This window comes from uncultured Sphingomonas sp. (assembly GCF_964244235.1).
Classification (GTDB): Bacteria; Pseudomonadota; Alphaproteobacteria; order Sphingomonadales; family Sphingomonadaceae; genus Sphingomonas.
The window spans coordinates 1-19,217 of record NZ_CAXTII010000053.1 but is presented as its reverse complement, the minus strand read 5'-3'; the positions used below and the strand labels follow the sequence as shown (position 1 = coordinate 19,217).

The 19,217-nt window shown below is 65.7% G+C and carries 25 protein-coding genes and 1 tRNA gene; 12 read left to right on the top strand and 14 right to left on the bottom strand.

The annotated features are described in order from the left end of the window. On the bottom strand, nt 1-2,645 hold a 2,645-nt coding region (gene rpoB / locus ACFE7D_RS09890), incomplete at its 3' end, for a DNA-directed RNA polymerase subunit beta (RefSeq protein WP_375395257.1). A 333-nt stretch (nt 2,646-2,978) separates the two neighbouring features. Between rpoB and ACFE7D_RS09885 the strand changes: the two genes are divergently transcribed. Genes ACFE7D_RS09885 through ACFE7D_RS09870 form a run of 4 tightly spaced genes read left to right on the top strand, consistent with a single transcriptional unit; the run spans nt 2,979 to nt 5,646 of the window. Then, nucleotides 2,979-4,091, top strand: coding sequence for a hypothetical protein (locus ACFE7D_RS09885; protein ID WP_375395256.1), 1,113 nt, complete (start codon nt 2,979-2,981; stop codon nt 4,089-4,091). A 57-nt stretch (nt 4,092-4,148) separates the two neighbouring features. Then, on the top strand, nt 4,149-4,670 hold the full coding sequence (locus ACFE7D_RS09880) for a DUF2975 domain-containing protein (RefSeq protein ID WP_375395255.1): 522 nt from the start codon (nt 4,149-4,151) through the stop codon (nt 4,668-4,670). Further along, nucleotides 4,670-4,885 carry a helix-turn-helix domain-containing protein gene (locus tag ACFE7D_RS09875; RefSeq protein WP_375395254.1) on the top strand — a complete coding sequence of 72 codons (216 nt, stop codon included), beginning with the start codon at nt 4,670-4,672 and terminating at the stop codon, nt 4,883-4,885. The genes ACFE7D_RS09880 and ACFE7D_RS09875 overlap by 1 nt, the downstream gene beginning before the upstream one ends. Further along, entirely contained in the window at nt 4,882-5,646 is a 765-nt protein-coding gene (locus ACFE7D_RS09870) for a hypothetical protein (protein WP_375395253.1), read from the top strand. Before ACFE7D_RS09875 ends, ACFE7D_RS09870 begins: the two co-directional genes overlap by 4 nt. 155 nt (nt 5,647-5,801) lie before the next feature. Here the strand turns inward: ACFE7D_RS09870 and rplL are convergent, their stop codons facing one another. The 6 genes from rplL to ACFE7D_RS09840 all read right to left on the bottom strand — a co-directional run bounded on the left by rplL (nt 5,802) and on the right by ACFE7D_RS09840 (nt 11,098). After that, complete coding sequence (rplL, locus tag ACFE7D_RS09865) at nt 5,802-6,176, bottom strand: 50S ribosomal protein L7/L12 (protein WP_375395252.1); 375 nt, start codon at nt 6,174-6,176, stop codon at nt 5,802-5,804. A 65-nt stretch (nt 6,177-6,241) separates the two neighbouring features. After that, nucleotides 6,242-6,757 carry a 50S ribosomal protein L10 gene (gene rplJ / locus ACFE7D_RS09860; RefSeq protein WP_375395251.1) on the bottom strand — a complete coding sequence of 172 codons (516 nt, stop codon included), beginning with the start codon at nt 6,755-6,757 and terminating at the stop codon, nt 6,242-6,244. 292 nt (nt 6,758-7,049) lie between these two features. Next, nucleotides 7,050-7,994, bottom strand: coding sequence for a phosphatase PAP2 family protein (locus ACFE7D_RS09855; protein WP_375395250.1), 945 nt, complete (start codon nt 7,992-7,994; stop codon nt 7,050-7,052). Between the two features lie 348 nt (nt 7,995-8,342). Then, nucleotides 8,343-9,035: a 50S ribosomal protein L1 gene (rplA, locus tag ACFE7D_RS09850; RefSeq protein WP_375395249.1), complete on the bottom strand. Its 693-nt coding sequence runs from the start codon at nt 9,033-9,035 to the stop codon at nt 8,343-8,345. Between the two features lie 4 nt (nt 9,036-9,039). Next, nucleotides 9,040-9,471: a 50S ribosomal protein L11 gene (rplK, locus tag ACFE7D_RS09845; protein WP_375395248.1), complete on the bottom strand. Its 432-nt coding sequence runs from the start codon at nt 9,469-9,471 to the stop codon at nt 9,040-9,042. A 139-nt stretch (nt 9,472-9,610) separates the two neighbouring features. Continuing rightward, entirely contained in the window at nt 9,611-11,098 is a 1,488-nt protein-coding gene (locus ACFE7D_RS09840) for an ArnT family glycosyltransferase (RefSeq protein ID WP_375395247.1), read from the bottom strand. Nucleotides 11,099-11,192: 94 nt separating this feature from the next. Here ACFE7D_RS09840 and ACFE7D_RS09835 point away from each other — a divergent pair, with 94 nt between their 5' ends. Continuing rightward, entirely contained in the window at nt 11,193-12,131 is a 939-nt protein-coding gene (locus ACFE7D_RS09835) for a hypothetical protein (RefSeq protein WP_375395246.1), read from the top strand. Nucleotides 12,132-12,169: 38 nt separating this feature from the next. Here the strand turns inward: ACFE7D_RS09835 and ACFE7D_RS09830 are convergent, their stop codons facing one another. The 3 genes from ACFE7D_RS09830 to secE form a co-directional block, all read right to left on the bottom strand. Then, nucleotides 12,170-12,394, bottom strand: coding sequence for a type II toxin-antitoxin system HicB family antitoxin (locus ACFE7D_RS09830; RefSeq protein WP_375395245.1), 225 nt, complete (start codon nt 12,392-12,394; stop codon nt 12,170-12,172). A 261-nt stretch (nt 12,395-12,655) separates the two neighbouring features. Then, a complete protein-coding gene (gene nusG / locus ACFE7D_RS09825) occupies nt 12,656-13,192 on the bottom strand; it encodes a transcription termination/antitermination protein NusG (protein ID WP_375395244.1) in 537 nt (178 codons plus the stop codon). 15 nt (nt 13,193-13,207) lie between these two features. Then, the gene (gene secE, locus ACFE7D_RS09820; protein WP_375395243.1) at nt 13,208-13,405 is read right to left on the bottom strand and encodes a preprotein translocase subunit SecE; all 198 of its coding nucleotides are present in this window, start codon (nt 13,403-13,405) and stop codon (nt 13,208-13,210) included. A gap of 408 nt (nt 13,406-13,813) precedes the next feature. Between secE and ACFE7D_RS09815 the strand changes: the two genes are divergently transcribed. Beyond that, nucleotides 13,814-14,278, top strand: a complete 465-nt coding sequence (locus tag ACFE7D_RS09815) for a hypothetical protein (RefSeq protein ID WP_375395242.1) — start codon at nt 13,814-13,816, stop codon at nt 14,276-14,278. Between the two features lie 124 nt (nt 14,279-14,402). Continuing rightward, on the top strand, nt 14,403-15,209 hold the full coding sequence (locus tag ACFE7D_RS09810) for an EF-hand domain-containing protein (RefSeq protein WP_375395241.1): 807 nt from the start codon (nt 14,403-14,405) through the stop codon (nt 15,207-15,209). A 9-nt stretch (nt 15,210-15,218) separates the two neighbouring features. Here ACFE7D_RS09810 and ACFE7D_RS09805 read toward each other — a convergent pair. Beyond that, a tRNA-Trp gene (locus ACFE7D_RS09805) sits at nt 15,219-15,294 on the bottom strand. A gap of 134 nt (nt 15,295-15,428) precedes the next feature. On the opposite strand from ACFE7D_RS09805, the gene ACFE7D_RS09800 reads away from it, so the two are divergent. Then, nucleotides 15,429-16,472: an alpha/beta fold hydrolase gene (locus ACFE7D_RS09800; RefSeq protein WP_375395240.1), complete on the top strand. Its 1,044-nt coding sequence runs from the start codon at nt 15,429-15,431 to the stop codon at nt 16,470-16,472. On the opposite strand, the gene ACFE7D_RS09795 is transcribed toward ACFE7D_RS09800, so the two are convergent. The 3 genes from ACFE7D_RS09795 to ACFE7D_RS09785 form a co-directional block, all read right to left on the bottom strand. Further along, a complete protein-coding gene (locus ACFE7D_RS09795) occupies nt 16,453-16,578 on the bottom strand; it encodes a hypothetical protein (RefSeq protein WP_375395239.1) in 126 nt (41 codons plus the stop codon). The two genes, ACFE7D_RS09800 and ACFE7D_RS09795, sit on opposite strands and share 20 nt — an antisense overlap. Before the next feature lie 26 nt (nt 16,579-16,604). Beyond that, on the bottom strand, nt 16,605-16,856 hold the full coding sequence (locus tag ACFE7D_RS09790; protein ID WP_375395238.1) for a polymer-forming cytoskeletal protein: 252 nt from the start codon (nt 16,854-16,856) through the stop codon (nt 16,605-16,607). 335 nt (nt 16,857-17,191) lie between these two features. Next, nucleotides 17,192-17,701, bottom strand: a complete 510-nt coding sequence (locus ACFE7D_RS09785; RefSeq protein ID WP_375395237.1) for a hypothetical protein — start codon at nt 17,699-17,701, stop codon at nt 17,192-17,194. A gap of 42 nt (nt 17,702-17,743) precedes the next feature. On the opposite strand from ACFE7D_RS09785, the gene rpsL reads away from it, so the two are divergent. The 4 genes from rpsL to ACFE7D_RS09765 form a co-directional block, all read left to right on the top strand. Next, nucleotides 17,744-18,115, top strand: a complete 372-nt coding sequence (gene rpsL, locus ACFE7D_RS09780; protein ID WP_019516007.1) for a 30S ribosomal protein S12 — start codon at nt 17,744-17,746, stop codon at nt 18,113-18,115. A gap of 102 nt (nt 18,116-18,217) precedes the next feature. After that, a complete protein-coding gene (gene rpsG / locus ACFE7D_RS09775) occupies nt 18,218-18,688 on the top strand; it encodes a 30S ribosomal protein S7 (RefSeq protein ID WP_174287294.1) in 471 nt (156 codons plus the stop codon). 63 nt (nt 18,689-18,751) lie between these two features. Next, entirely contained in the window at nt 18,752-18,988 is a 237-nt protein-coding gene (locus ACFE7D_RS09770) for a hypothetical protein (protein WP_375395236.1), read from the top strand. A 45-nt stretch (nt 18,989-19,033) separates the two neighbouring features. Continuing rightward, a partial coding sequence (locus ACFE7D_RS09765; RefSeq protein WP_375395235.1) for a GTP-binding protein occupies nt 19,034-19,217 on the top strand: 184 nt, incomplete at its 3' end.

The following is a 19,217-nucleotide window of genomic DNA, read 5'->3' as shown; positions in this document are numbered from 1 at the left end:
AGGTTGCGCAGCGCTTCCTCGCCGACGTTCGGGATGTCGCGGGTGATATCCTCCGGCCCCAGCTTGGTATCGCGGGCCATCACCTCGAACTCGTCGATATGGATCGACGTGAACACGTCGTCCTTCACGATCCGCTCGGAGATCAGGATCGAATCCTCGTAGTTGTATCCGTTCCACGGCATGAACGCGACGAGCGCATTGCGCCCCAGCGCCAGCTCGCCGAACTCGGTCGAGGGACCGTCCGCGATGATGTCGCCCGCCGCGACCACGTCGCCCACCTTCACCAGCGGACGCTGGTTGATGCAGGTCGACTGGTTCGATCGCTGGAACTTCATCAGCGTGTAGATATCGACGCCGGACTTGCCCGCATCGACCTCACCGGTCGCGCGGATCACGATGCGGCTGGCGTCGACCTGGTCGACGATACCGGCGCGCTTCGCCCCGATCGCCGCACCCGAATCGCGCGCCACCGTCTCTTCCATGCCGGTGCCGACGAACGGCGCCTCGGCCTGGACAAGCGGCACCGCCTGGCGCTGCATGTTCGATCCCATCAGCGCGCGGTTGGCGTCGTCGTTTTCCAGGAACGGGATGAGCGACGCGGCGACCGACACCAGCTGCTTGGGGCTGACGTCCATCAGCGTGACGTTGTCGGGCAACGCCATCAGGAATTCGCCCGCCTGACGCGACGACACCAGCTCCTCGGTGAAGCCGCCATCGCCGCTCAGCTCGGCCGACGCCTGCGCGATCGTGTGCTTGGCCTCCTCCATCGCCGACAGATATACGACGTCGTCCGTCACCTTGTGATCGACGACCTTGCGGTACGGCGTCTCGATGAAGCCGTATTTGTTCACGCGGCTGAAGCTGGCGAGCGAGTTGATCAGGCCGATGTTCGGGCCTTCGGGCGTCTCGATCGGGCAGATGCGGCCGTAATGCGTCGGGTGGACGTCGCGGACTTCGAAGCCCGCACGCTCACGGGTAAGCCCACCCGGTCCGAGCGCCGAAACGCGACGCTTGTGCGTCACTTCGGACAGCGGGTTGGTCTGATCCATGAACTGCGACAGCTGCGACGAGCCGAAGAATTCGCGCACCGCGGCGACCGCGGGCTTCGCGTTGATCAGGTCGTTCGGCATCACGGTCGACACATCGACCGACGACATCCGCTCCTTGACCGCACGCTCCATGCGCAGCAGGCCGACGCGGTACTGGTTCTCCAGCAGTTCGCCGACCGACCGCACACGCCGGTTGCCGAGGTTATCGATATCGTCGATCTCGCCGCGGCCGTCCTTCAAGCCGACCAGCGTCTTGATGACCGCAAGGATATCCTCGGTGCGAAGCGTCGTCACCGTGTCCTCGGCATCGAGGTCGAGGCGCATGTTCAGCTTCACGCGACCCACCGCCGACAGGTCGTAGCGATCGGGATCGAAGAACAGCCCGGCGAACAATGCTTCCGCGGTCTCCAGCGTCGGCGGCTCGCCGGGGCGCATCACGCGGTAGATGTCCGACAGTGCCTGTTCGCGCTCCTCGGCCTTGTCGACCTTCAGCGTGTTGCGGATCCACGGGCCGACCGAGACATGGTCGATGTCGAGCAGTTCGATCCGCTCGATCCCGGCCTTGTCGAGCTTCTCCAGATTGTCCGCGCCGATCTCGTCGCCCGCCTCGATATAAATCTCGCCGGTGGCTTCGTTGATCAGGTCATAGGCCGAGTAGCGACCGTAGATTTCCTCGGTCGGGATCAGCAATTCGGTCAGACCGTCCTTCGCGGACTTGTTCGCCGCGCGCGGGGAAATCTTCTGGCCGAGCGGGAACACCACTTCGCCCGTCTTCGCATCGACAATGTCGAACAGCGGCTTCACGCCGCGCCAGTTGGCGGGATCGAACGGAATGATCCAGCCGCCCTGGCCACGGACGTAGCTGACCTGGTTGTAGAACTGGTTGAGAATGTCCTCGGACGTCATGCCCAGCGCGTAGAGCAGCGCCGTCACCGGAAGCTTGCGCTTCCGGTCGATGCGGACGTTGACGATGTCCTTGGCGTCGAACTCGAAATCGAGCCACGAGCCGCGATAGGGGATGACGCGCGCGGCGAAGAGATACTTGCCCGACGCGTGCGTCTTGCCGCGATCATGGTCGAACAGGACGCCCGGCGACCGGTGCATCTGGCTGACGATGACGCGCTCGGTGCCGTTGATGAAGAAGGTGCCGTTCTCGGTCATGAGCGGCATGTCGCCCATGTACACGTCCTGCTCCTTGATATCGATGACCGACTTGGCCTCGGTATCCGGATCGACCTCGAATGCGGTCAGGCGCAGCGTAACGCGCATCGGCGCGGCATAGGTGATACCGCGCTGGCGGCATTCCTCGACGTCGAACTTGGGCGGCTCGAGGACGTAATCGTCGAAATCGAGATAGGCGGTGCCCGCGAAATCCTGGATCGGGAAGACGCTACGCAGCGTCTTCTCGAGGCCGGAGACATGGCCGATCGACTTGTCGGAGCGGAGGAACTGCTCATAGCTTTCGCGTTGCACCTCGATCAGGTTCGGCATCTGCACCACTTCGTGGATGTTGCCAAAGACCTTGCGGATGCGCCGCTTGGCCGTGATCTGCTCGGGCCGGCGGCTGGTGCCGCTGTCGATCGCCTTGGTCGCCATGAACTGTTCGTCCCTATAAGATGATAGGCGCAAAAATATACGACCGGGCCGCCGCCCGCTTCGCTGTTTCCGGTAAAACCGGGCGCGGAGATACGCCCAAAAGCCGCGCGCATCGGATGCGGCGGCTGAAGGCGTCATGATCACCAGGTTCCCATTCGATCGACCCGCTGCGCGACGGCAGGTCGTTTCCCGAAACTGTGGCGAGCCGCGGATATAGGCGGGGGGTGGCGCACTGTCAAACCCTGAGGGCGCACGCTTCGCCCCATCGCCGCTGCGGCTCGCTTCACCGCAGCGCGGATAGGCGCGGGCGGCGCGATGGGCTTCGGCGACGGGATGAACGATAACCAGAATAAGGGGGGAGGGGCCGTCCTGCTCCTCGCCGCGACGACGCTGTTCACGGGCAACGCGATCGCGCAGACGGTGCCGGCCCCGCAGGAGGCGCCGCGCACCATCCCGGGCCTGGTCATCGCGACGCCGACGCCGATGGCGACGCAAGTCCCCGTACCGGTCCCGACCGGCCCCGTGCTGGGCGTGCCGACCGCGCTCGCATCGCCGACCGCAGCAGCGACCGCGCAACCTTCGCCTGCTCCGACGCCCGCGCCCAGACGGATACTTAAGGAGCCGCGCACGCCGTCCGCCACGCCGACGCCCGCGGATCGCCCGACGCCGATGCCCACGTCATCGCCGACGGCCGTGCCGGTTCCTGTTCCGAGCGCGACAACGACGCCCGTCGCAACCCCCTCCGTCGCAGCGAGCCCGGTTCCGGATACCGACAACCGGACAACCTGGCCCTGGATGGCGATCGGTGCCGGGCTGGCGGTGCTGCTGGCGATGGCGGCATGGGCGTTCTCCCGTCGTCGCGCCCCGGCAGTCATCGAGGCGGAACCGATCGCGCCCGTCCCGGTCGTCGCGCCCCCACCACCGACACCGGCGGGCCCCCGAGCCCGCATCGACATGGCGCTTCGCCCGTTACGCGCCGGGCTCAATATGCTCAGCGCCGTGGTGGAGGCCGAAGTCGTCGTGACCAATGTCGGCGACGCGCCGGCCGCGCAGATACGCATCCACGCCACCATGTTGTCCGCGCACGCCGCACAACAGACCGATCTCGACGCCACGTTCGCCGCGCCGCCGACGGGGCGCCCCGCGTCCCCGCCCTTCGCGCTCGCCCCGGGCGAGGAACGCCGCGTCCGCGCCGTCGCGGCCCTGTCGCGCGAGGCGGTCCGCTCGATGGAGGCCGGGGGGCGTCTGATGTTCGTACCCCTGGTCGCGATGGACGTCCGCTACGCAGCGGATGCGGTGGGCACGTCGGGGCGAACCGGGCAGGCCTTCATCGTCGGCATCGAACGCGTCGATTCCGCCAAGCTTGCGCCCTTCTGGCTGGATGGACCGCTCCGGATGCACGATCAGGTCGCCGCGCGGGCGCAGGGACATCCCTACATCGCCTGACGCATTGATGCTTATCGTTTATCGATATACGCATCGATAAACGATAAGGGGGCAGTGATGGGTCGTGACGATCGCGTGTTGCGGATGTGTCAGGGCGTGCTTCGGACGCTGAACGGACTGAACTGGGTTTTCGTCGTGGTTTCGGCCGTCGCGCTGATACTGACGATGGCGCTCGCTGGCCCATTGTCGGCACACCTCGCGCACAAATATCAAAGCCAACCGGTCGAACCCATCGTGATCGGCCTCCGGCTGCTGCTGCTGCTCGGGATCGCGGTCGGCTGTCCCGCCCACCTCATCTTCACGCGACTGCTGGGGGTGATCGCCACGGTCCGAGCGGGCGATCCCTTCACCATTGCCAACGCGCAGCGCCTGCGGGTCATCGGCTGGGCGCTGCTGGCGATGCAGCTGCTCGATCTCCTGGCCGGGCTGCTGAACGGCTGGATGACGCTGCGCCATATCGACACGATCGGCTGGCAACCGTCGATCGGGGGGTGGATCGCGGTCCCGATGCCGTTCGTTCTCGCCCGCGTTTTCGCGATCGGGGTCGAGATGCGCGCCGAGATCGAGGCGACGATCTGATGCCCGTCATCGTCACGCTGGACGCGATGCTGGCCGAGCGCGGCATGACGCTGACCGAATTGTCGCAGGCGGTCGATATCACGCTCGCCAATCTGTCGATCCTGAAGACCGGGAAGGCCAAGGCGGTGCGGTTCACCACCCTGGAGGCGATCTGCCGCGCACTCGCCTGTCAGCCGGGCGATGTTCTGACGTTTGTTGAAGAGGATAGGGAATGATACGGGCATTCTTCGCGACCTGGGGCGGGGCCTTTCGCGACACCGCGGAACTTGCGCGGCGGCTGCCGCTGCTGATCGCTGCGATGGTCGCGGTGGAATTGATCCAGCATGTCGTGGAAGTGAAGGTCGGCATGTTCGGGCCGGTGCCAGCCGATCGCAAGGCCGCCTCGATGGACGCGGTCCGGCTCGGCTTCGGCTGGACCAAGATGGCAGCCGTGTTCGCGCTGGACTTCTTCGCGACGCGCTATTTCGTCACGCGCGATACCGTGGAGGCGATGCGTCCCTCGCGCCATGCGGGCCGCCGCTATCTGGGCGTCGCGGCATTCCAGGCAGTGATCGCTGCGGTGGTGATCTACGCGGCGGGGATCCTGGCGTTGTTCGGGATCGGCGAGGACCGGGTCATGGCGCTCCGCTTCGTGGCCGCCAGCGGGCAACAGTTGCTCGAACCGTTGCTCATGCTCTGGTACGCCAACGCGGCGATGGGGACGCATGCCTATGGCCCGCTGCGATCGGCGCGAGCGACGGGTTGGTTCTATCCTTGGGCGCTGTTGCTGATATTCGTCGCGCGGCTGCCGTTCAGTGCGGCGCACCAGATGCTGAACCGATGGCCGGCGGGGAAGGGCGCAGGGCTGCTTTGGCCGGCGCTGGTGCTCGATGCCGTGATCGTGGGGATAATGGTTGCGCTGCTGGCGGCGATTCAGGTGCGGATCGCGCGATTTATTGCGGATCAGCGTGGGGTCGCGTTGCTGGGCAAGGGGTAGGCCAACGAGAAAGGGCGGTCGCATCGCTGCGGTGGCCCCTTCTCGTTGGCGAGCCGTCACGGGAGTAAATCCCATGACGTCGGACAGGATCGCTAGCGCTACCTGCCGGCCTGGCGGAAGTGCGGGCCAGCATGGCCCGTATCTCCCGCTGTGGCTTACTTCAGTTCCACCGTCGCGCCGGCGGCTTCCAGCTGAGCCTTGACCTTCTCGGCCTCGGCCTTGTTCACGCCTTCCTTGACCGCCTTCGGAGCGGACTCGACCAGCGTCTTGGCTTCGGTCAGGCCCAGGCCAGTCAGTGCGCGGACTTCCTTGATGACGTTGATCTTCTTGCCACCGTCGCCGGTCAGGATCACGTCGAACTCGGTCTGCTCTTCGACCACCGGCGCAGCAGCGCCGCCACCGGCGGCAGGTGCCGCAACGGCTGCGGCAGCGGAAACGCCCCACTTTTCTTCGAGCATCTTGGAAAGCTCGGCCGCCTCGAGGACGGTGAGCGCCGAAAGCTGGTCAACCAGCACGTTCAAATCTGCCATGTTTTATTCCTTTATCTGCGGGCGCTTGGCCCATCGGTTGTCGTCGGTCTCGATTTGCCTGAAACTCAGGCGGCTTCCTTCTCGGCATAAGCCGAAAACACGCGCGCGAGTTGCGCCGCCGGAGCCTGCGTGATCGTTGCCAGCTTCGTGGCGGGTGCCACGATGAGACCGACGATCTTTGCCCGCAGTTCGTCCAGCGAGGGCAATGTGGCGAGCGCCTTCACGCCCTCCACGTCCAGCGCGGTCGCGCCCATCGCACCGCCCACGATTTCGAACTTCTCGTTCGTCTTCGCGAATTCGACGGCTACCTTGGCGGCGGCCACCGGGTCGGGCGACGTAGCCAGCGCGACCGGTCCCGTCAGCATATCGCCGATCGAGAGATAGTCGGTGCCGTCCAGCGCGATCCTGGCAAGCTTGTTCTTCGAGACCTTGTACGTCGCGCCGACCGCGCGCATCTTCGTCCTCAGGTCCGTCGACTGGGCGACGGTCATGCCGAGATTGCGGGTGACGACCACCACGCCCACCTCGGAGAAGGTGCGGTTGAGTTCGGCGACGGCTGCGGCCTTTTGAGCACGATCCATGCCATTCTCCGTTCATGAGCGCAGCCATTTCGACCACGCCCGGTTGCAGTCCGGCGACGGAAACCCGGCACCGGTTGTCCAACGATGGGGAAGGGCAGACGCCCGCGGATACGAGCGGCAGGCCGATCGACGACGAGGCGTGACCGGCGGAAATCCTGTCCCCGTCTCGGCGGGAGATTAAGCCGGGCAAATCCCCGGCACCCACTGTCTCGGACGGCAGCCCGGCGGGCAGAACCTGCCGGGCAAGGGCGCGCCTATAGCCGAACGCGCCGCACAATCAACCCAAAGTTGATTATGCGGTCAAACCCATCGCAAGCACGAAGCGCGGGACGGGGCGGACATGAGCCATCCAGTCGTGCAGCCCGACCGCGCAGCCGGCGACAAGCGCGCCGATCAGCATGTCGGTCAGATAGTGCGTGCCCTCGACGGGTGTCGCCAGCAGCATTGCCCCGTTCAGCAGGATAAGCGGTACGCGCAGCCCGCGGATCGGCCATGCCGCGACGATATACAACACCGCCGCCGCGGTGTGGAAGCTGGGCGCGGAAACGAGCCCGCGCAGCGTCCCCAGGTCGATCAGGTGCATCGCGTGCAGGCGTAGTGGCGGGATGAGTTCCGGCTGCCACAAAGCGCTTTCGGGCATGTACGGCACCGGCCCGTGCCATAGATAGGCGAGCGGGCCGATCGCCGGCATGAAGCGGAAGACGATAAGCGTCAGAATGGCAGCGACCCAGAAGCGCGACATGAACCGCCAGGCATCGCGGTCGCGCTCGGTCCAGGCATAATAACCAAGCAGTATCACGGGCGGCCAGTAGATACTTTCATAGGCCATCCGTCCGATCCGCTGCAGCCCCGGGTGCATAACAACGACGCGGTACCAGGTCATCCAGTCGAAATGCAGCAGCGTATCGAACCGCGCGAGCCCTTCATCGACGAAGCCGTGTGTTGCAGCCGCCACCGGATAACTGGCGATCGCGCCCAGCAGGACGATGAACGTGAAAAACGTATAATATTCGGCGCACCGTGTGACCCGCCGAAGCACCGGCCGGGCCGTCCCGCGCGTCGCGGTCCGTAACAGGATCGCGATCATGACCGCCGCGTAATATGGCAGTGTATCCCAGGCGGTAAGTTGCACGCGCAAACCCGTTTCGACGAGTGCGATCGTCAGCAGGATTGTGCTTGAAGCGACTGCGCCGATCAGCCAGCGAAGCGCCGCCGAGCCTGAGGTTCGCGGCGGCACGACGGCGCGCGATGGGGAGCGGGGTGGGGTCGCCCAAGGGCTGGTCGATGATGGCGGCACGTACACGGCGAATTCTCTGACGAAGGAACATCATAGATGGCTGCGGGTCTTCTAACCCAACATTAACCGGCCGGGCAGCCTAGGTTACAATTTTATGATGGGTGTGGCCGCGGCGCATCACCGCCGTTGCGTAAATATGACGACGGGAACGCAACAGGGCCGGGGGCGAACCCGGCCCTGTTGTATGACGCGAAAATAGGGGTGAAATGAATTCCGTTCCCGTTAGTCGCTGCGTGCCGCGCTGCCCGGCGAACACCGTCTCGTCACCGGCGTCACTGGCGAGTGCGGCTATGCGCCGGCGACTTCCGTGGTATCGACCTTGATCCCCGCACCCATCGTGCTCGAGATCGCGACCTTCTGGACGTATTTGCCTTTCGCGCCCGATGGTTTGGCCCTGACGATTGCGTCGATCAGCGCGTCGAAGTTCGCGCGCAGGTCCTCCGCCGGGAACGACGCCTTGCCGATGCCCGAGTGGATGATGCCCGCCTTTTCGACGCGGTATTCGATCTGGCCGCCCTTGGCGTCCTTGACCGCCTGCGTGACGTTCATCGTCACCGTGCCAAGTTTCGGATTCGGCATCAGACCCTTCGGACCAAGCACCTTACCCAGGCGACCGACGATACCCATCATGTCCGGGGTCGCGATGCAGCGATCGAAATCGATCGTTCCACCTTGAATGGTTTCCATCAAATCCTCGGCACCGACCACGTCGGCCCCTGCGGCCAGCGCCTCCTCGGCTTTGGCACCGCGTGCGAATACGCCAACGCGGACGGTTTTGCCGGTGCCCTTGGGCAGCGTCACCACGCCGCGGACCATCTGGTCGGCGTGACGCGGATCGACGCCCAGGTTCAGCGCGACCTCGATCGTCTCGTCGAACTTCGCGGTGGCCCCCGACCGAGCGAGCGCGATTGCCGCGTCGACGCCGTGCAGCTTGAGGGTGTCGACCGTCACGGCCTTCTGCTTCTTGCTGACGAATGCCATGATCTCAGCCCTCCACCACTTCGAGGCCCATCGCGCGGGCACTGCCTTCGATGATGCGGGTTGCCGCTTCGATGTCGTTGGCGTTCAGATCCTTCATCTTCGTCTGCGCGATCTCGCTCAGCTTGCTGCGCGCGATCTTGCCCGCGGAGACCTTGCCCGGCTCCTTCGAGCCCGACTTCAGCCCGGCGGCCTGCTTGATGAGGAACGAGGCGGGGGGCGTCTTGGTCTCGAACGAGAAGCTGCGGTCGGCATAGACCGTGATCTTCGTCGGGATCGGCGTCCCCTTGGCGATTTCCGTCGTGGAGGCGTTGAACGCCTTGCAGAATTCCATGATGTTCACGCCGCGCTGCCCGAGCGCCGGCCCGATCGGCGGCGCGGGCTTCGCCTCGCCCGCCGCAACCTGCAGGTTGATGTAACCGGTAATCTTCTTTGCCATGTCACTCTCTTTCGAGGGGCGGTGAGGCCCCGATCAAGTCGAGCGGTCCGAACGGGCACGCGCAAACGCACCCTCCCGCGATATTTCCGAAGCCGATGCCGTGGAAGCGCGGGCCGATAGCGGACATAGCGCCGATTGTCTAGCGGCCGACCACCGCAGCGCAGCCCGCGACATGCCCGATGTCCGCCCCTCGCCGAAGCAGCATCGCCGCGGTCGGCGGGTCGCAGCTGGCCAGGACCGCCGGCCCGGCGTGACGGTCGCCCGGCCCGGTCGCCCAGCCGATCCGCACCCGCCGCCGCCGCCACAACAGCCGATAGGCATGCAGCACCGGCGTGTAATGCGGATCGCCATGATTGGCGAAACCCGGATCGACCGCGACGATCGGCAGCGGCTGCCCCGCCAGTCGATCGAACAGCGCGCCATACCGCCCCGACGCCGCGCCCTCGTAACGCGGATCGACGACATAACGCTGCACCACGCCGCGTTCGATCGCGAGCGCAGTGCACAGGACCCCGACGATCGCCAGCGCGATGCCGACCGTATCGCGGTCCGCACGGATGCCCCGCCAGATCGCGCGCAACACGATCGCGGCGACGATCGCCATGAACGGCATGGCGGGAAGGATGTAATGATGCAGCTTCGACGCCGCGATCGTCGTCGTGACCAGCAGGGTGCCGACGATGCACAGGCCGTAGCGCGACACCGCGCGCGCCCGCCCCGGCATGGCCCGCCATGCAAAGGGCGCGACGATCGGGAGCAGCGGCGCGGAGAAATACCCGGCCCACAGGATGGCGAGATAGAAAGTCGGGGGCTTGCGCGCCCCGACGAGCGAATCGGTCAGACGTCCGGCAACATCGTTATGCCAGCTTGCGGCGAGATAGCCGGGCGCGGCCACCTCCCGCACGGTCAGGAACACGAGCACCGCAGCAGCGATAGCCGCGCCGATCGCGCCGTATCGCCACTGGGCGATCCGGGGCAGACGGCGTGTCAGCATGAGATACGTGCCGACCCCGAGCCCCGGCATCGCCCCGGCGACGCCCTTGGTCAGCATGGCGCCGACGACGCATCCCCCCGCGAGCACGAGCGTCGATACCATCGGCCGCGCCCGGTGGATCGCACCGAACAGCAGCACCAGGTATGCGGTGACGAAGAACACGAGCAGCGAATCGTAATCCGCGGTCCCGGCGCCATGTTCGCCGAACAGTGCCGGGCTGGCCACCAGGAACGCCGCCGCCAGCGCGCCCGCCGCGATCGATCCCGTCGTCCGCCGCACGAACGCCATGACGACCGCGATCGTGCCGAGTGTCGCGATCATCCCCGGCAGCCGCAACGCCAGGACCGACGCGCCGAACAGCCTGACGCTGCCGACCATCAGCCAGATCATCAGCGGCGGTTTCGTATTCCACAGGTCGGGCGCACCGCGCCAGGTCGTGACGACGCCGAGACCGCGGCGATCCATCTCCAGCGCGTTGATGATGTTGCGCGATTCGTCCCACAGGACGATCGGGCGTGCGGGGCCGCCGAACAGGAACAGCGCGGACAGGATCAGGACGCCCGCGCCAACGATCGCGTCCCGGCGGCGCGTCGTCCGGTGGGGAAGGCCGGGGATCGGTAGCGGCGGCGGCATCGCCGGATGCTAGGGGATCATGGTTACCAATGTCTTGCCCGGCCTCCGGCAACGCGGTCTTGCAATGTTGGAAAAGCTGTCGGACCGGTTTGCCATGCCGAGGGCTTTCACTCGCGCACAAGCGCTCCAGAACCGCGTCTTCCTCGCCGCGCTCGGCCGCACCGGCAACGCGCGCGAAGCGGCGCGCAGGACCGATATCGCTTATGGCACCATACAGCATCGCCGCCGCGTCCAGCCCGCCTTCGCGCAAGCCTGGGACGCGGCGCTCGCGACCGCGCAGGCGCGGCTGGCCCGCGGCGGCCCGGCGCGTCCCGTCGCTGTGACCAGCGCTACGGACCCGAATCGCACGCGGGGCGGCGAACCGGTCGTCATCCGCCGTGCCGACGGCGGCCTTCAGGTCCGCCGCGCGCAGCCGGGCAAACTTACCCGTGCGTGCGAACAGGCGTTTCTGCGCGCGCTGGCCGCGACGTGCAATGTCCGCCTCGCCGCTGCCGCGGTCGGCACCGCGGAGGCGGCGTTCTACCGCCGCCGCCGCCGCGATCCGGGGTTCGAGCGCGAATGGCGCCTCGCGCTTGCGGAAGGATATGAGCGGATCGAATGCGCGCTGCTGTCGGGCTGGGCGATCGAGAGCCACGAACGGTCCGATTGGCGGCACAACGAACCCGCGCCGATCCCGCCGATGAGCCCGGCCCAGGCGCTGCAACTCCTGTATCTCCACCAGAAGGAAGCGCGGCTGGGCGGCACGCCCGAACCGATGCGCCGACGTCGCGGCGAGTCACCGGAGGTCGAGGCGATCCGCCTGACGCTGCTGGGTGAGTTGCGGCTGGAACGGGATCGCGAGGAATATCGCCTGATCGAGGCGGCACGCGCCGAGGCGCGGGCGCGCCAGCCGAAGGATGGCGAGACGCCACCCGCACTCCCCGCGCTCGATCAGGTGGCGGGGTGGAGCAAGGCGTCGGGACGAGCGGCGCACCATCCGGACGTGGCGTTGTTCGGGGGATGGCGGATGCGGGACTTGAAGGGGCGGGGGTGAGCGATGTGCTTGTCTGATCGTTGCTCTCAACGGCATTTTCAGGCTGCGCGGTGAAACCCGGGCATCGGGACCAGCCGCCCCATTTTCCGCGCGCTGTGCAGCCACGACTCGATCGCGTCCTCGATATTGGCCAGTGCTTCGATCCGCGTGTCGCCGTCGGACATGCAGCCCGGAAGTTCCGGAACGGTCGCCAGGAAGCCGCCGCCATCGTCATCAGACAATGGTTCGATGACCACCTTGTACGCGCCTTGTCCATTGCCCATGTCGCCGGTCCTCCCTGGCGACGCGAACATCATCGATGAACTGCACCAGTACGCGGATATATACAGGCTTGATGGGGCGCGCGAAAGGTACGGTGAGATGCCGTTGCCGGGTCGGATCGCCGACGCCGTAGCGCGAGCCGCCGGACGGACGATCACAATCGATGGCGAACGCATCGCACACTGGCAAGACATCCTCGATATGCCAATCGCGGGTTGCGACGCATCCGTTCAAGCAGTTTCTCGCCGCGTGCCATGGCGGCGTTATTTAGAGCGCTCGACCTGCTCGAAGTCCAGTTCCACCGGGGTCGCGCGGCCGAAGATCGAGACCGAGACCTTCACCTTCGACTTGTCGAAATCCAGTTCCTCGACCGTGCCGTTGAAGCTGGCGAAGGGGCCATCCAGCACCTTGACCGCATCGCCGATTTCGTAATCGACCTTGACCTTGTGCTTGGGGGCCGCGGCGGCTTCTTCCTTGCTGTTCAGCATCCGCGTGGCCTCGGTCTCGCTGATCGCCTGGGGCTTGCCCATGCTGCCCAGGAAACCCGTCACCTTGGGGGTGTTCTTGACGAGGTGATACACGTCGTCGTTCATCTCGAGCTTGGCGAGGACGTAGCCGGGCATGAACTTGCGTTCCACCGCGATCTTCTTGCCGCGCCGCGCCTCGGTGATCGTCTCGGTCGGGACCTCGATCTGTTCGACCAGCCGGTCGAGACCCATGCGGGTCGCCTCCGCCATGATCGAATCGCGGACCTTGCCCTCGAACCCCGAATAGGCGTGGATGATGTACCAGCGCGCCATGCGTCGCGAACCCTTTTACTGTGCGAGCTTGAGCAGCGCCGTGACGATCGCCTGGAAGATCGAATCGACACCGAGGAAGAACAGCGCGAGGACCGTCGTCATCACGACGACCATCACGCCCGTCATCACGGTTTCGCGACGCGTCGGCCAGACGACCTTCTTGGTCTCCGTCTGGACCTGTCGGATGAATTCGATTGGGGACGTCTTCGCCACTGGCCTGCCAACCCGCTTGGAGAGATACCGACTCCGCGAGGCATGGGACCGCCACCGTTTCCCTGTCGGGACCCGGTGTGGACCATCCTCGCTGTCGGATGAGGGCGGCAGATAGCGCCGGTACGGGGGGAACGCAAGCATGCGGTCCGGCGGGTCGCCGGGCACGTGCCGGAGGTGGCGTGGCGGGGCGCTGTTTCCGAAGCGTTGTCGCGATCTTCCGTTCGCCGAACAACGGCCGGCGAAATCGGGCGAGTTCGCGTCGATGACGAAGTGCTCATCATGGTGTCAGGTATTTTAGTCTCGTAAAAAGGCACCGGGGCTCGATCAATACTTGAACCTGGTTTTAGCTTCCATAGAATAGGTCATGACCTTCGCCGACTCTCGTCGGGGCCGCGCCGGAGATGCGACATGACCAGTATCAGTAGCACGATGCCCGGTTTTCCGATGCCGCCCTCGCCGCGCGCGCGGATCGACGCGAGGATCGCCGCGGCCGCATCGGCCGGCACGATCAGCCGGACCGATGGGACCGCGATGGAGACGGCGGTGGATGCGATCGGCCGGTCGCTGCGCAGCGGAGGATCGATTGCCATGGGTGCCGGCGGCACCGCCGCTACGACGAGCGGGAGCGGCACCTCGTTCAAGGACAAGCCGGACGGCCTGATCGACGCCCAGGTGACCAGCGGTACGCTGACCGATGCGCAGGCGATGGTCGCGGTCAGCGCCACCGACACCGCGACCCGGCAGCTCGACACGCTGATCGGGTTCCTGGAGAAAATGCGCGAGAGCATCGGTTCCGCGCAGACCTATGGCACGGGCAGTGCCCACAGTTCCGGCACCGATGCCGCCGGCATGGTGTTCAGCGGGATCGCCTGACGATTGTCGCGAGGCAAGGGCCGACAGGCGAGCGGCGACACTCTGTTACACATTCGTGCTTGCCCGGGCACAGCGGGGCAAACACGGGTGGCTGCCCGTTCGCGACTTCAGCCGGAGACCATCCATGCGCCGCCCTTCCGCCTTTCGCTTCGACTCCGCCCGTCGCGTATCGATCGCCATAGCGTTTGCGCTCGGTGCTTGCGCCAGCGATCACGGTCATGGCCATCGCTATGGCGGGCACAGGCCCGACGGTGCGCCGCCGCAGCCGCGCGAGCGCGTGTTCCTCGGCCCGATGGGCGAACCGTTCCGGGCCGCCGCCGATGCGGGCGATCCCGAGCGCGCCTGGTTCGACGGTGCGGATGCCAATCACGACGGGCAGGTGACGTTGGCGGAGTTCCAGGCGGATGCGGCGCGCTTTTTCGCCACGCTGGACGTCGGGCGTGACGGCGAGATCGATCCCGCGGACCTGGAACGCTACGAGACCGTCGTCGCCCCCGAGGTGCGCAGCGGCAGCGGCGGGATGGGCGGAGCGCGGGGCGGTGGCAGCGGCCAGGGCGGCGGCCGCTCGCGTGGCGGCGGGATGGGCCACGGCGGCGGCGGCGGTATGGGCGGTGGCGGTGGCGGCCGGCGCGGCGGCGGGAATGGTGAGGGGAGCAGCAGCACCCCGCAAGCGACCGAGCCCGTCCGCCAGGGTGCCGGACGCTACAGCTATCTGGACATTCCCGAGCCGGTGATCGCGGCCGATACGAACATGAACCGCGGGATCGACATCAACGAATTCGCCGCCGCCGCGGCCGGCCGGTTCAGGCTGCTCGACCGGAACGGGGATGGCGTGCTGATCTGGGCCGAACTCCCCCATGTCCGTGCGCGACCCGGCGGGATGCGCGGCCCCGGCGGCGGCGGGCACCGCGGACCCCCGGCCGGCCGATGACTGCGGTGATGGCAGGAGTAGGGGGACTCGAACCCACGGCCCTCGGTTTTGGAGACCGATGCTCTACCAACTGAGCTATACTCCTATCGCCTCGCCCCTTAACGTCACGATCGGACGGGAGCAAGACGCAAGCCGCGCGAAACGGCATTCGGACTCCGGCTAAAATGATGGTTGGCTGTGGATCGGACGGCCCGCTATGGGGCTTACGGGGGACAGACGATGAGACGACGCGTCCGCGGGGCGGATTTGGTGTTCGGCGCGCTTGCGCTGGCGGGTTCGGTTCTGGTCGCCCCCGCGACCGGGATGGCGACCGATCCCGCCGCGCCCGATTTCGGGCCGATGCTCGAACGTTTTACCTATCCGCATCCGGTCGATATGCTGACCGTCGACATCGTCGGCCAGCCCGCGAGCATGGCGTTCATGGATATCGCGCCGCCGCGCCCCAATGGCCGAACGGTCGTGCTGCTGCACGGCAAGAATTTCTGCGGCGCGACCTGGGAGACGACGATCGCCAGTCTGACCGCGGCGGGTTACCGGGTGCTCGTTCCCGACCAGATCGGCTTTTGCAAATCGTCCAAGCCGCGTGCCGCGCAATACAGCTTCGAGATGATGGCCGCGCTGACCCGCCGGTTGATGGAATCGCGCGGGATCTTGAAGGCGTCGATCGTCGGGCATTCCCTGGGCGGCATGCTCGCGATGCGGTTCGCGATCATGTATCCCGAGATGGTCGACCGGCTGGTCCTGGTGAACCCGCTCGGGCTGAAGGATCGGTCCGAAGAGGGCTTGCCCTATGTCGATCTCGATACGCTGTGGGCGAACGAGAAGAAGACCAGCTACGCCGCGATCAAGGCGTATGAGCAGGACAATTACTACCACGGCACGTGGAAGCCGGCCTATGACCGCTGGGTCTGGATGATGGCGGGCATGTATCAGGGGACGAACCGCGACGCCGTCGCGCTGGCGCAGGCGAAGACCAGCGAGATGGTCAAGACGCAGCCGGTCGCGCATGAACTGTACCGGATCACGCCGCCGACGACGCTGATCGTCGGCACGCTCGACCGGACGGCGTTCGGCCGTGCGCAGACGCCGGCCAATCTGCGCCGCTTCCTAGAGGCGATCCCGCTCGTCGCGCCCGCCGCGGCACGGCAGATGAAGGACGCGACCATCACCCGACTGGAAGGGCTTGGTCATGCGCCGCAGGTCGAGGATCCGGCACGGTTCGATCCGGTATTGCTCGCGGCACTCAACCGTCCGCGTCGCTAGTGCCGGTCAATCGCAGCGGCGGTTCGGGCGGCCTGTTCTCTCCGCGGTGCGCCATCTTCCCGTCGACCTGCGCACCCGCATCGATCGCCGGCGTCTCGTAGGACACGTCGCTGCTGATCCGCGCGGTTCGTTCTATGGTGAGCGCGACGACGGCGATCGACCCTTAATTATCCCCGCAAGTCGGGCGGTCTTTGCCGTCACGACGCCTTCGCTCCGGCTCGACGCGCCCTGGATCAACTGCCCGCAATCGATGGCGCTCATGATCGCGCCGTCAACGTGCAGATCGGACGTCGTGGTGACGTCGCCTTTGATCGCCGTGTCTGCGCCGATTACCGACAAAGCGCCGCCACGCGGCACCGGTCTTTCTGCCTTGCCACCGAACATCCGCAATTCCCCCCGATTCGCGCGCGACGTTAGGGTCCAAACCCGATCAGGCCGATGGTCGTGATCGCCCGGAGAGAGGCACTGGCGGCGTCGCTTGCTTGCGCGTGGCGCTGCCACGCGACTGCGCTGCGCTCCTTGCCAGTGCCTCTCTCCGGGCGACCGCTTTCGGGTCCCGTCAAAGCAATACTTTGATGGGTGCGCTGTGCGGCGGGCCAAATCTGGCGCACAGCGGCGTCGCTCGTCGGTCACGACGCGAAGGCATCGCTCCCTCCTCGCTCCTGCCTGTGCGCCAGATTTGGCTCCGTCCCGACCGTTGGCCTGATCGGGTTTGGACCCTAGCACCGAAGCAGGTGAGGCGGCAGAACGGGCCGCAACGGGTTGTCGTTTGCCGGGCTCCGCTTGACCGATGCCCGCCGCGGGCCGCCCTTCGTCGCGGCATATCGCTCCGCAGCGAGGCCGATGGAGCCCACGATCAGCACCGCATCGATCGTCGCAGGCAGAGCCATCGCAAGAATCAGTGCCAGACCGCTCGCGGCCAACGTCGCGACGCCGATGACGGGACGCAGCAACGACCGCGTCGTCCCGCCAGTCAAACAGCGGATGACAACGCTGTTATAGGCGAAGGTCGATGTCATGCAGACGGCGTAGCAGGGTCGGGTTTCAGTCGCCTTAAGGAACGGGATCGCCGGCGGGACGCCCGGTTGACCGGTGCGGGCCTGATGGGTATAGGCATGCCCGGCCCGACGGGGATTCCCCGAAGGGCATGCTTGAACATTGCTGGATGCATTCCAGGACCGTGGGCGCGCTTGTCGCACCTCATGGTCCTTTTTGTATTCGAGGAGCATGTGGGCTCCGGCAAAGTAACCATTTGAAAGGTGAAGGCTTCAATGCCGACGATCAACCAGCTGGTCCGCAAGGGCCGCGATCCGCAGAAGGCCAAGTCCAAGGTCCCTGCGATGGAACAGAACCCGCAGAAGCGTGGCGTATGCACGCGCGTCTATACGACAACCCCGAAGAAGCCGAACTCGGCGCTGCGCAAGGTGGCCAAGGTCCGCCTGACCAACCAGCGCGAAGTCATCAGCTACATCCCGGGCGAAGGCCACAACCTCCAGGAGCATTCGGTGGTCCTGATCCGTGGCGGTCGTGTCCGCGATCTTCCCGGGGTTCGCTACCACGTCCTGCGCGGCGTGCTCGATACGCAGGGTGTGAAGGATCGTCGCCAGTCGCGTTCCAAATACGGCGCCAAGCGTCCGAAGTGATGTCGGCTCGAGTCGACATTGTCCCGGCGCAGGCCGGGATCCAGCTCAAAAAGTAAGCCCCGGACAGGTTTCGGATCAGGCTGAAGCAGTAAGGAAAATCAAATGGCACGTCGTCGTCGCCCCGAAAAGCGCATCATCCTTCCCGACCCGAAATACGGGGACGAGGTGCTGTCCAAGTTCATGAATTCCGTCATGTATGACGGCAAGAAGTCCGTTGCCGAGCTGATCGTCTACGGCGCGATGGAAACCGTCGAGCAGCGTGCCAAGCGCGAGCCGATCGGCGTGTTCCATGATGCGCTGAACAACATCAAGCCGGGCATCGAGGTCCGTTCGCGGCGTGTCGGTGGTGCGACCTATCAGGTTCCCGTCGAAGTTCGCCCGGAGCGCGCCCAGGCGCTGGCGATCCGCTGGCTCATCATCGCGGCCCGCGCCCGCAGCGAGAATACTATGGCCGCACGGCTGTCGGGCGAGTTGATGGATGCGGCCAACAACCGCGGCAACGCGGTGAAGAAGCGTGAAGACACGCACCGCATGGCCGAAGCCAACCGCGCCTTCTCGCATTATCGCTGGTAGGCGCTATATCGGCGGGAAGGAGTAGCGATCGTGGCGACTATACCCGACTCGTCCATAGACGATATGAACCGGCAGTCGGCTCGGTTGGAAGCTGAATCACGCAACCTCCGCGCCGAGGCGGAGAAATTGAACGCCGAGCAATACAAACTCGTGGCCGAGCAGTATAAGCTTGAGGCGGAGAAGTCTAAGCTAGATCGGGATAAAATGTTGTCCCCTTGGCTGATTCTCGCCCAAGGCTTGATAGCTGGTGCGGCGTTGATGGGCGCGGGTGTAGCACTCGCAAAACTTCTCATCAGCTAACTGCTAAATCATCGAAATACTGAACCCAAGTCAAGGACACACGTCATGGCCCGCAGCCATCCGCTCAGCATGTACCGCAACATCGGCATCATGGCGCATATCGACGCCGGCAAGACGACGACGACCGAGCGTATTCTGTATTACACCGGCAAGTCCTACAAGATCGGCGAGGTCCATGAAGGCACCGCGACGATGGACTGGATGGAGCAGGAGCAGGAGCGCGGGATCA

Excerpts from the sequence above, each read along its gene's own strand:
- ACFE7D_RS09830 (WP_375395245.1), bottom strand. The coding sequence starts at position 12,394 with ATGGGCAATGGACAAGGCGCGTACAAGGTGGTCATCGAACCATTGTCT.
- ACFE7D_RS09880 (WP_375395255.1), top strand. The coding sequence starts at position 4,149 with ATGGGTCGTGACGATCGCGTGTTGCGGATGTGTCAGGGCGTGCTTCGG.
- rplK (WP_375395248.1), bottom strand. The coding sequence starts at position 9,471 with ATGGCAAAGAAGATTACCGGTTACATCAACCTGCAGGTTGCGGCGGGC.
- ACFE7D_RS09870 (WP_375395253.1), top strand. The coding sequence starts at position 4,882 with ATGATACGGGCATTCTTCGCGACCTGGGGCGGGGCCTTTCGCGACACC.
- ACFE7D_RS09840 (WP_375395247.1), bottom strand. The coding sequence starts at position 11,098 with ATGCCGCCGCCGCTACCGATCCCCGGCCTTCCCCACCGGACGACGCGC.
- ACFE7D_RS09810 (WP_375395241.1), top strand. The coding sequence starts at position 14,403 with ATGCGCCGCCCTTCCGCCTTTCGCTTCGACTCCGCCCGTCGCGTATCG.
- rpsG (WP_174287294.1), top strand. The coding sequence starts at position 18,218 with ATGGCACGTCGTCGTCGCCCCGAAAAGCGCATCATCCTTCCCGACCCG.
- ACFE7D_RS09770 (WP_375395236.1), top strand. The coding sequence starts at position 18,752 with ATGAACCGGCAGTCGGCTCGGTTGGAAGCTGAATCACGCAACCTCCGC.
- ACFE7D_RS09815 (WP_375395242.1), top strand. The coding sequence starts at position 13,814 with ATGACCAGTATCAGTAGCACGATGCCCGGTTTTCCGATGCCGCCCTCG.
- ACFE7D_RS09790 (WP_375395238.1), bottom strand. The coding sequence starts at position 16,856 with ATGTTCGGTGGCAAGGCAGAAAGACCGGTGCCGCGTGGCGGCGCTTTG.
- rplA (WP_375395249.1), bottom strand. The coding sequence starts at position 9,035 with ATGGCATTCGTCAGCAAGAAGCAGAAGGCCGTGACGGTCGACACCCTC.
- ACFE7D_RS09875 (WP_375395254.1), top strand. The coding sequence starts at position 4,670 with ATGCCCGTCATCGTCACGCTGGACGCGATGCTGGCCGAGCGCGGCATG.
- ACFE7D_RS09885 (WP_375395256.1), top strand. The coding sequence starts at position 2,979 with ATGAACGATAACCAGAATAAGGGGGGAGGGGCCGTCCTGCTCCTCGCC.
- nusG (WP_375395244.1), bottom strand. The coding sequence starts at position 13,192 with ATGGCGCGCTGGTACATCATCCACGCCTATTCGGGGTTCGAGGGCAAG.
- ACFE7D_RS09785 (WP_375395237.1), bottom strand. The coding sequence starts at position 17,701 with ATGCTCCTCGAATACAAAAAGGACCATGAGGTGCGACAAGCGCGCCCA.
- ACFE7D_RS09835 (WP_375395246.1), top strand. The coding sequence starts at position 11,193 with ATGCCGAGGGCTTTCACTCGCGCACAAGCGCTCCAGAACCGCGTCTTC.
- rplJ (WP_375395251.1), bottom strand. The coding sequence starts at position 6,757 with ATGGATCGTGCTCAAAAGGCCGCAGCCGTCGCCGAACTCAACCGCACC.
- rpsL (WP_019516007.1), top strand. The coding sequence starts at position 17,744 with ATGCCGACGATCAACCAGCTGGTCCGCAAGGGCCGCGATCCGCAGAAG.
- ACFE7D_RS09800 (WP_375395240.1), top strand. The coding sequence starts at position 15,429 with ATGAGACGACGCGTCCGCGGGGCGGATTTGGTGTTCGGCGCGCTTGCG.
- rplL (WP_375395252.1), bottom strand. The coding sequence starts at position 6,176 with ATGGCAGATTTGAACGTGCTGGTTGACCAGCTTTCGGCGCTCACCGTC.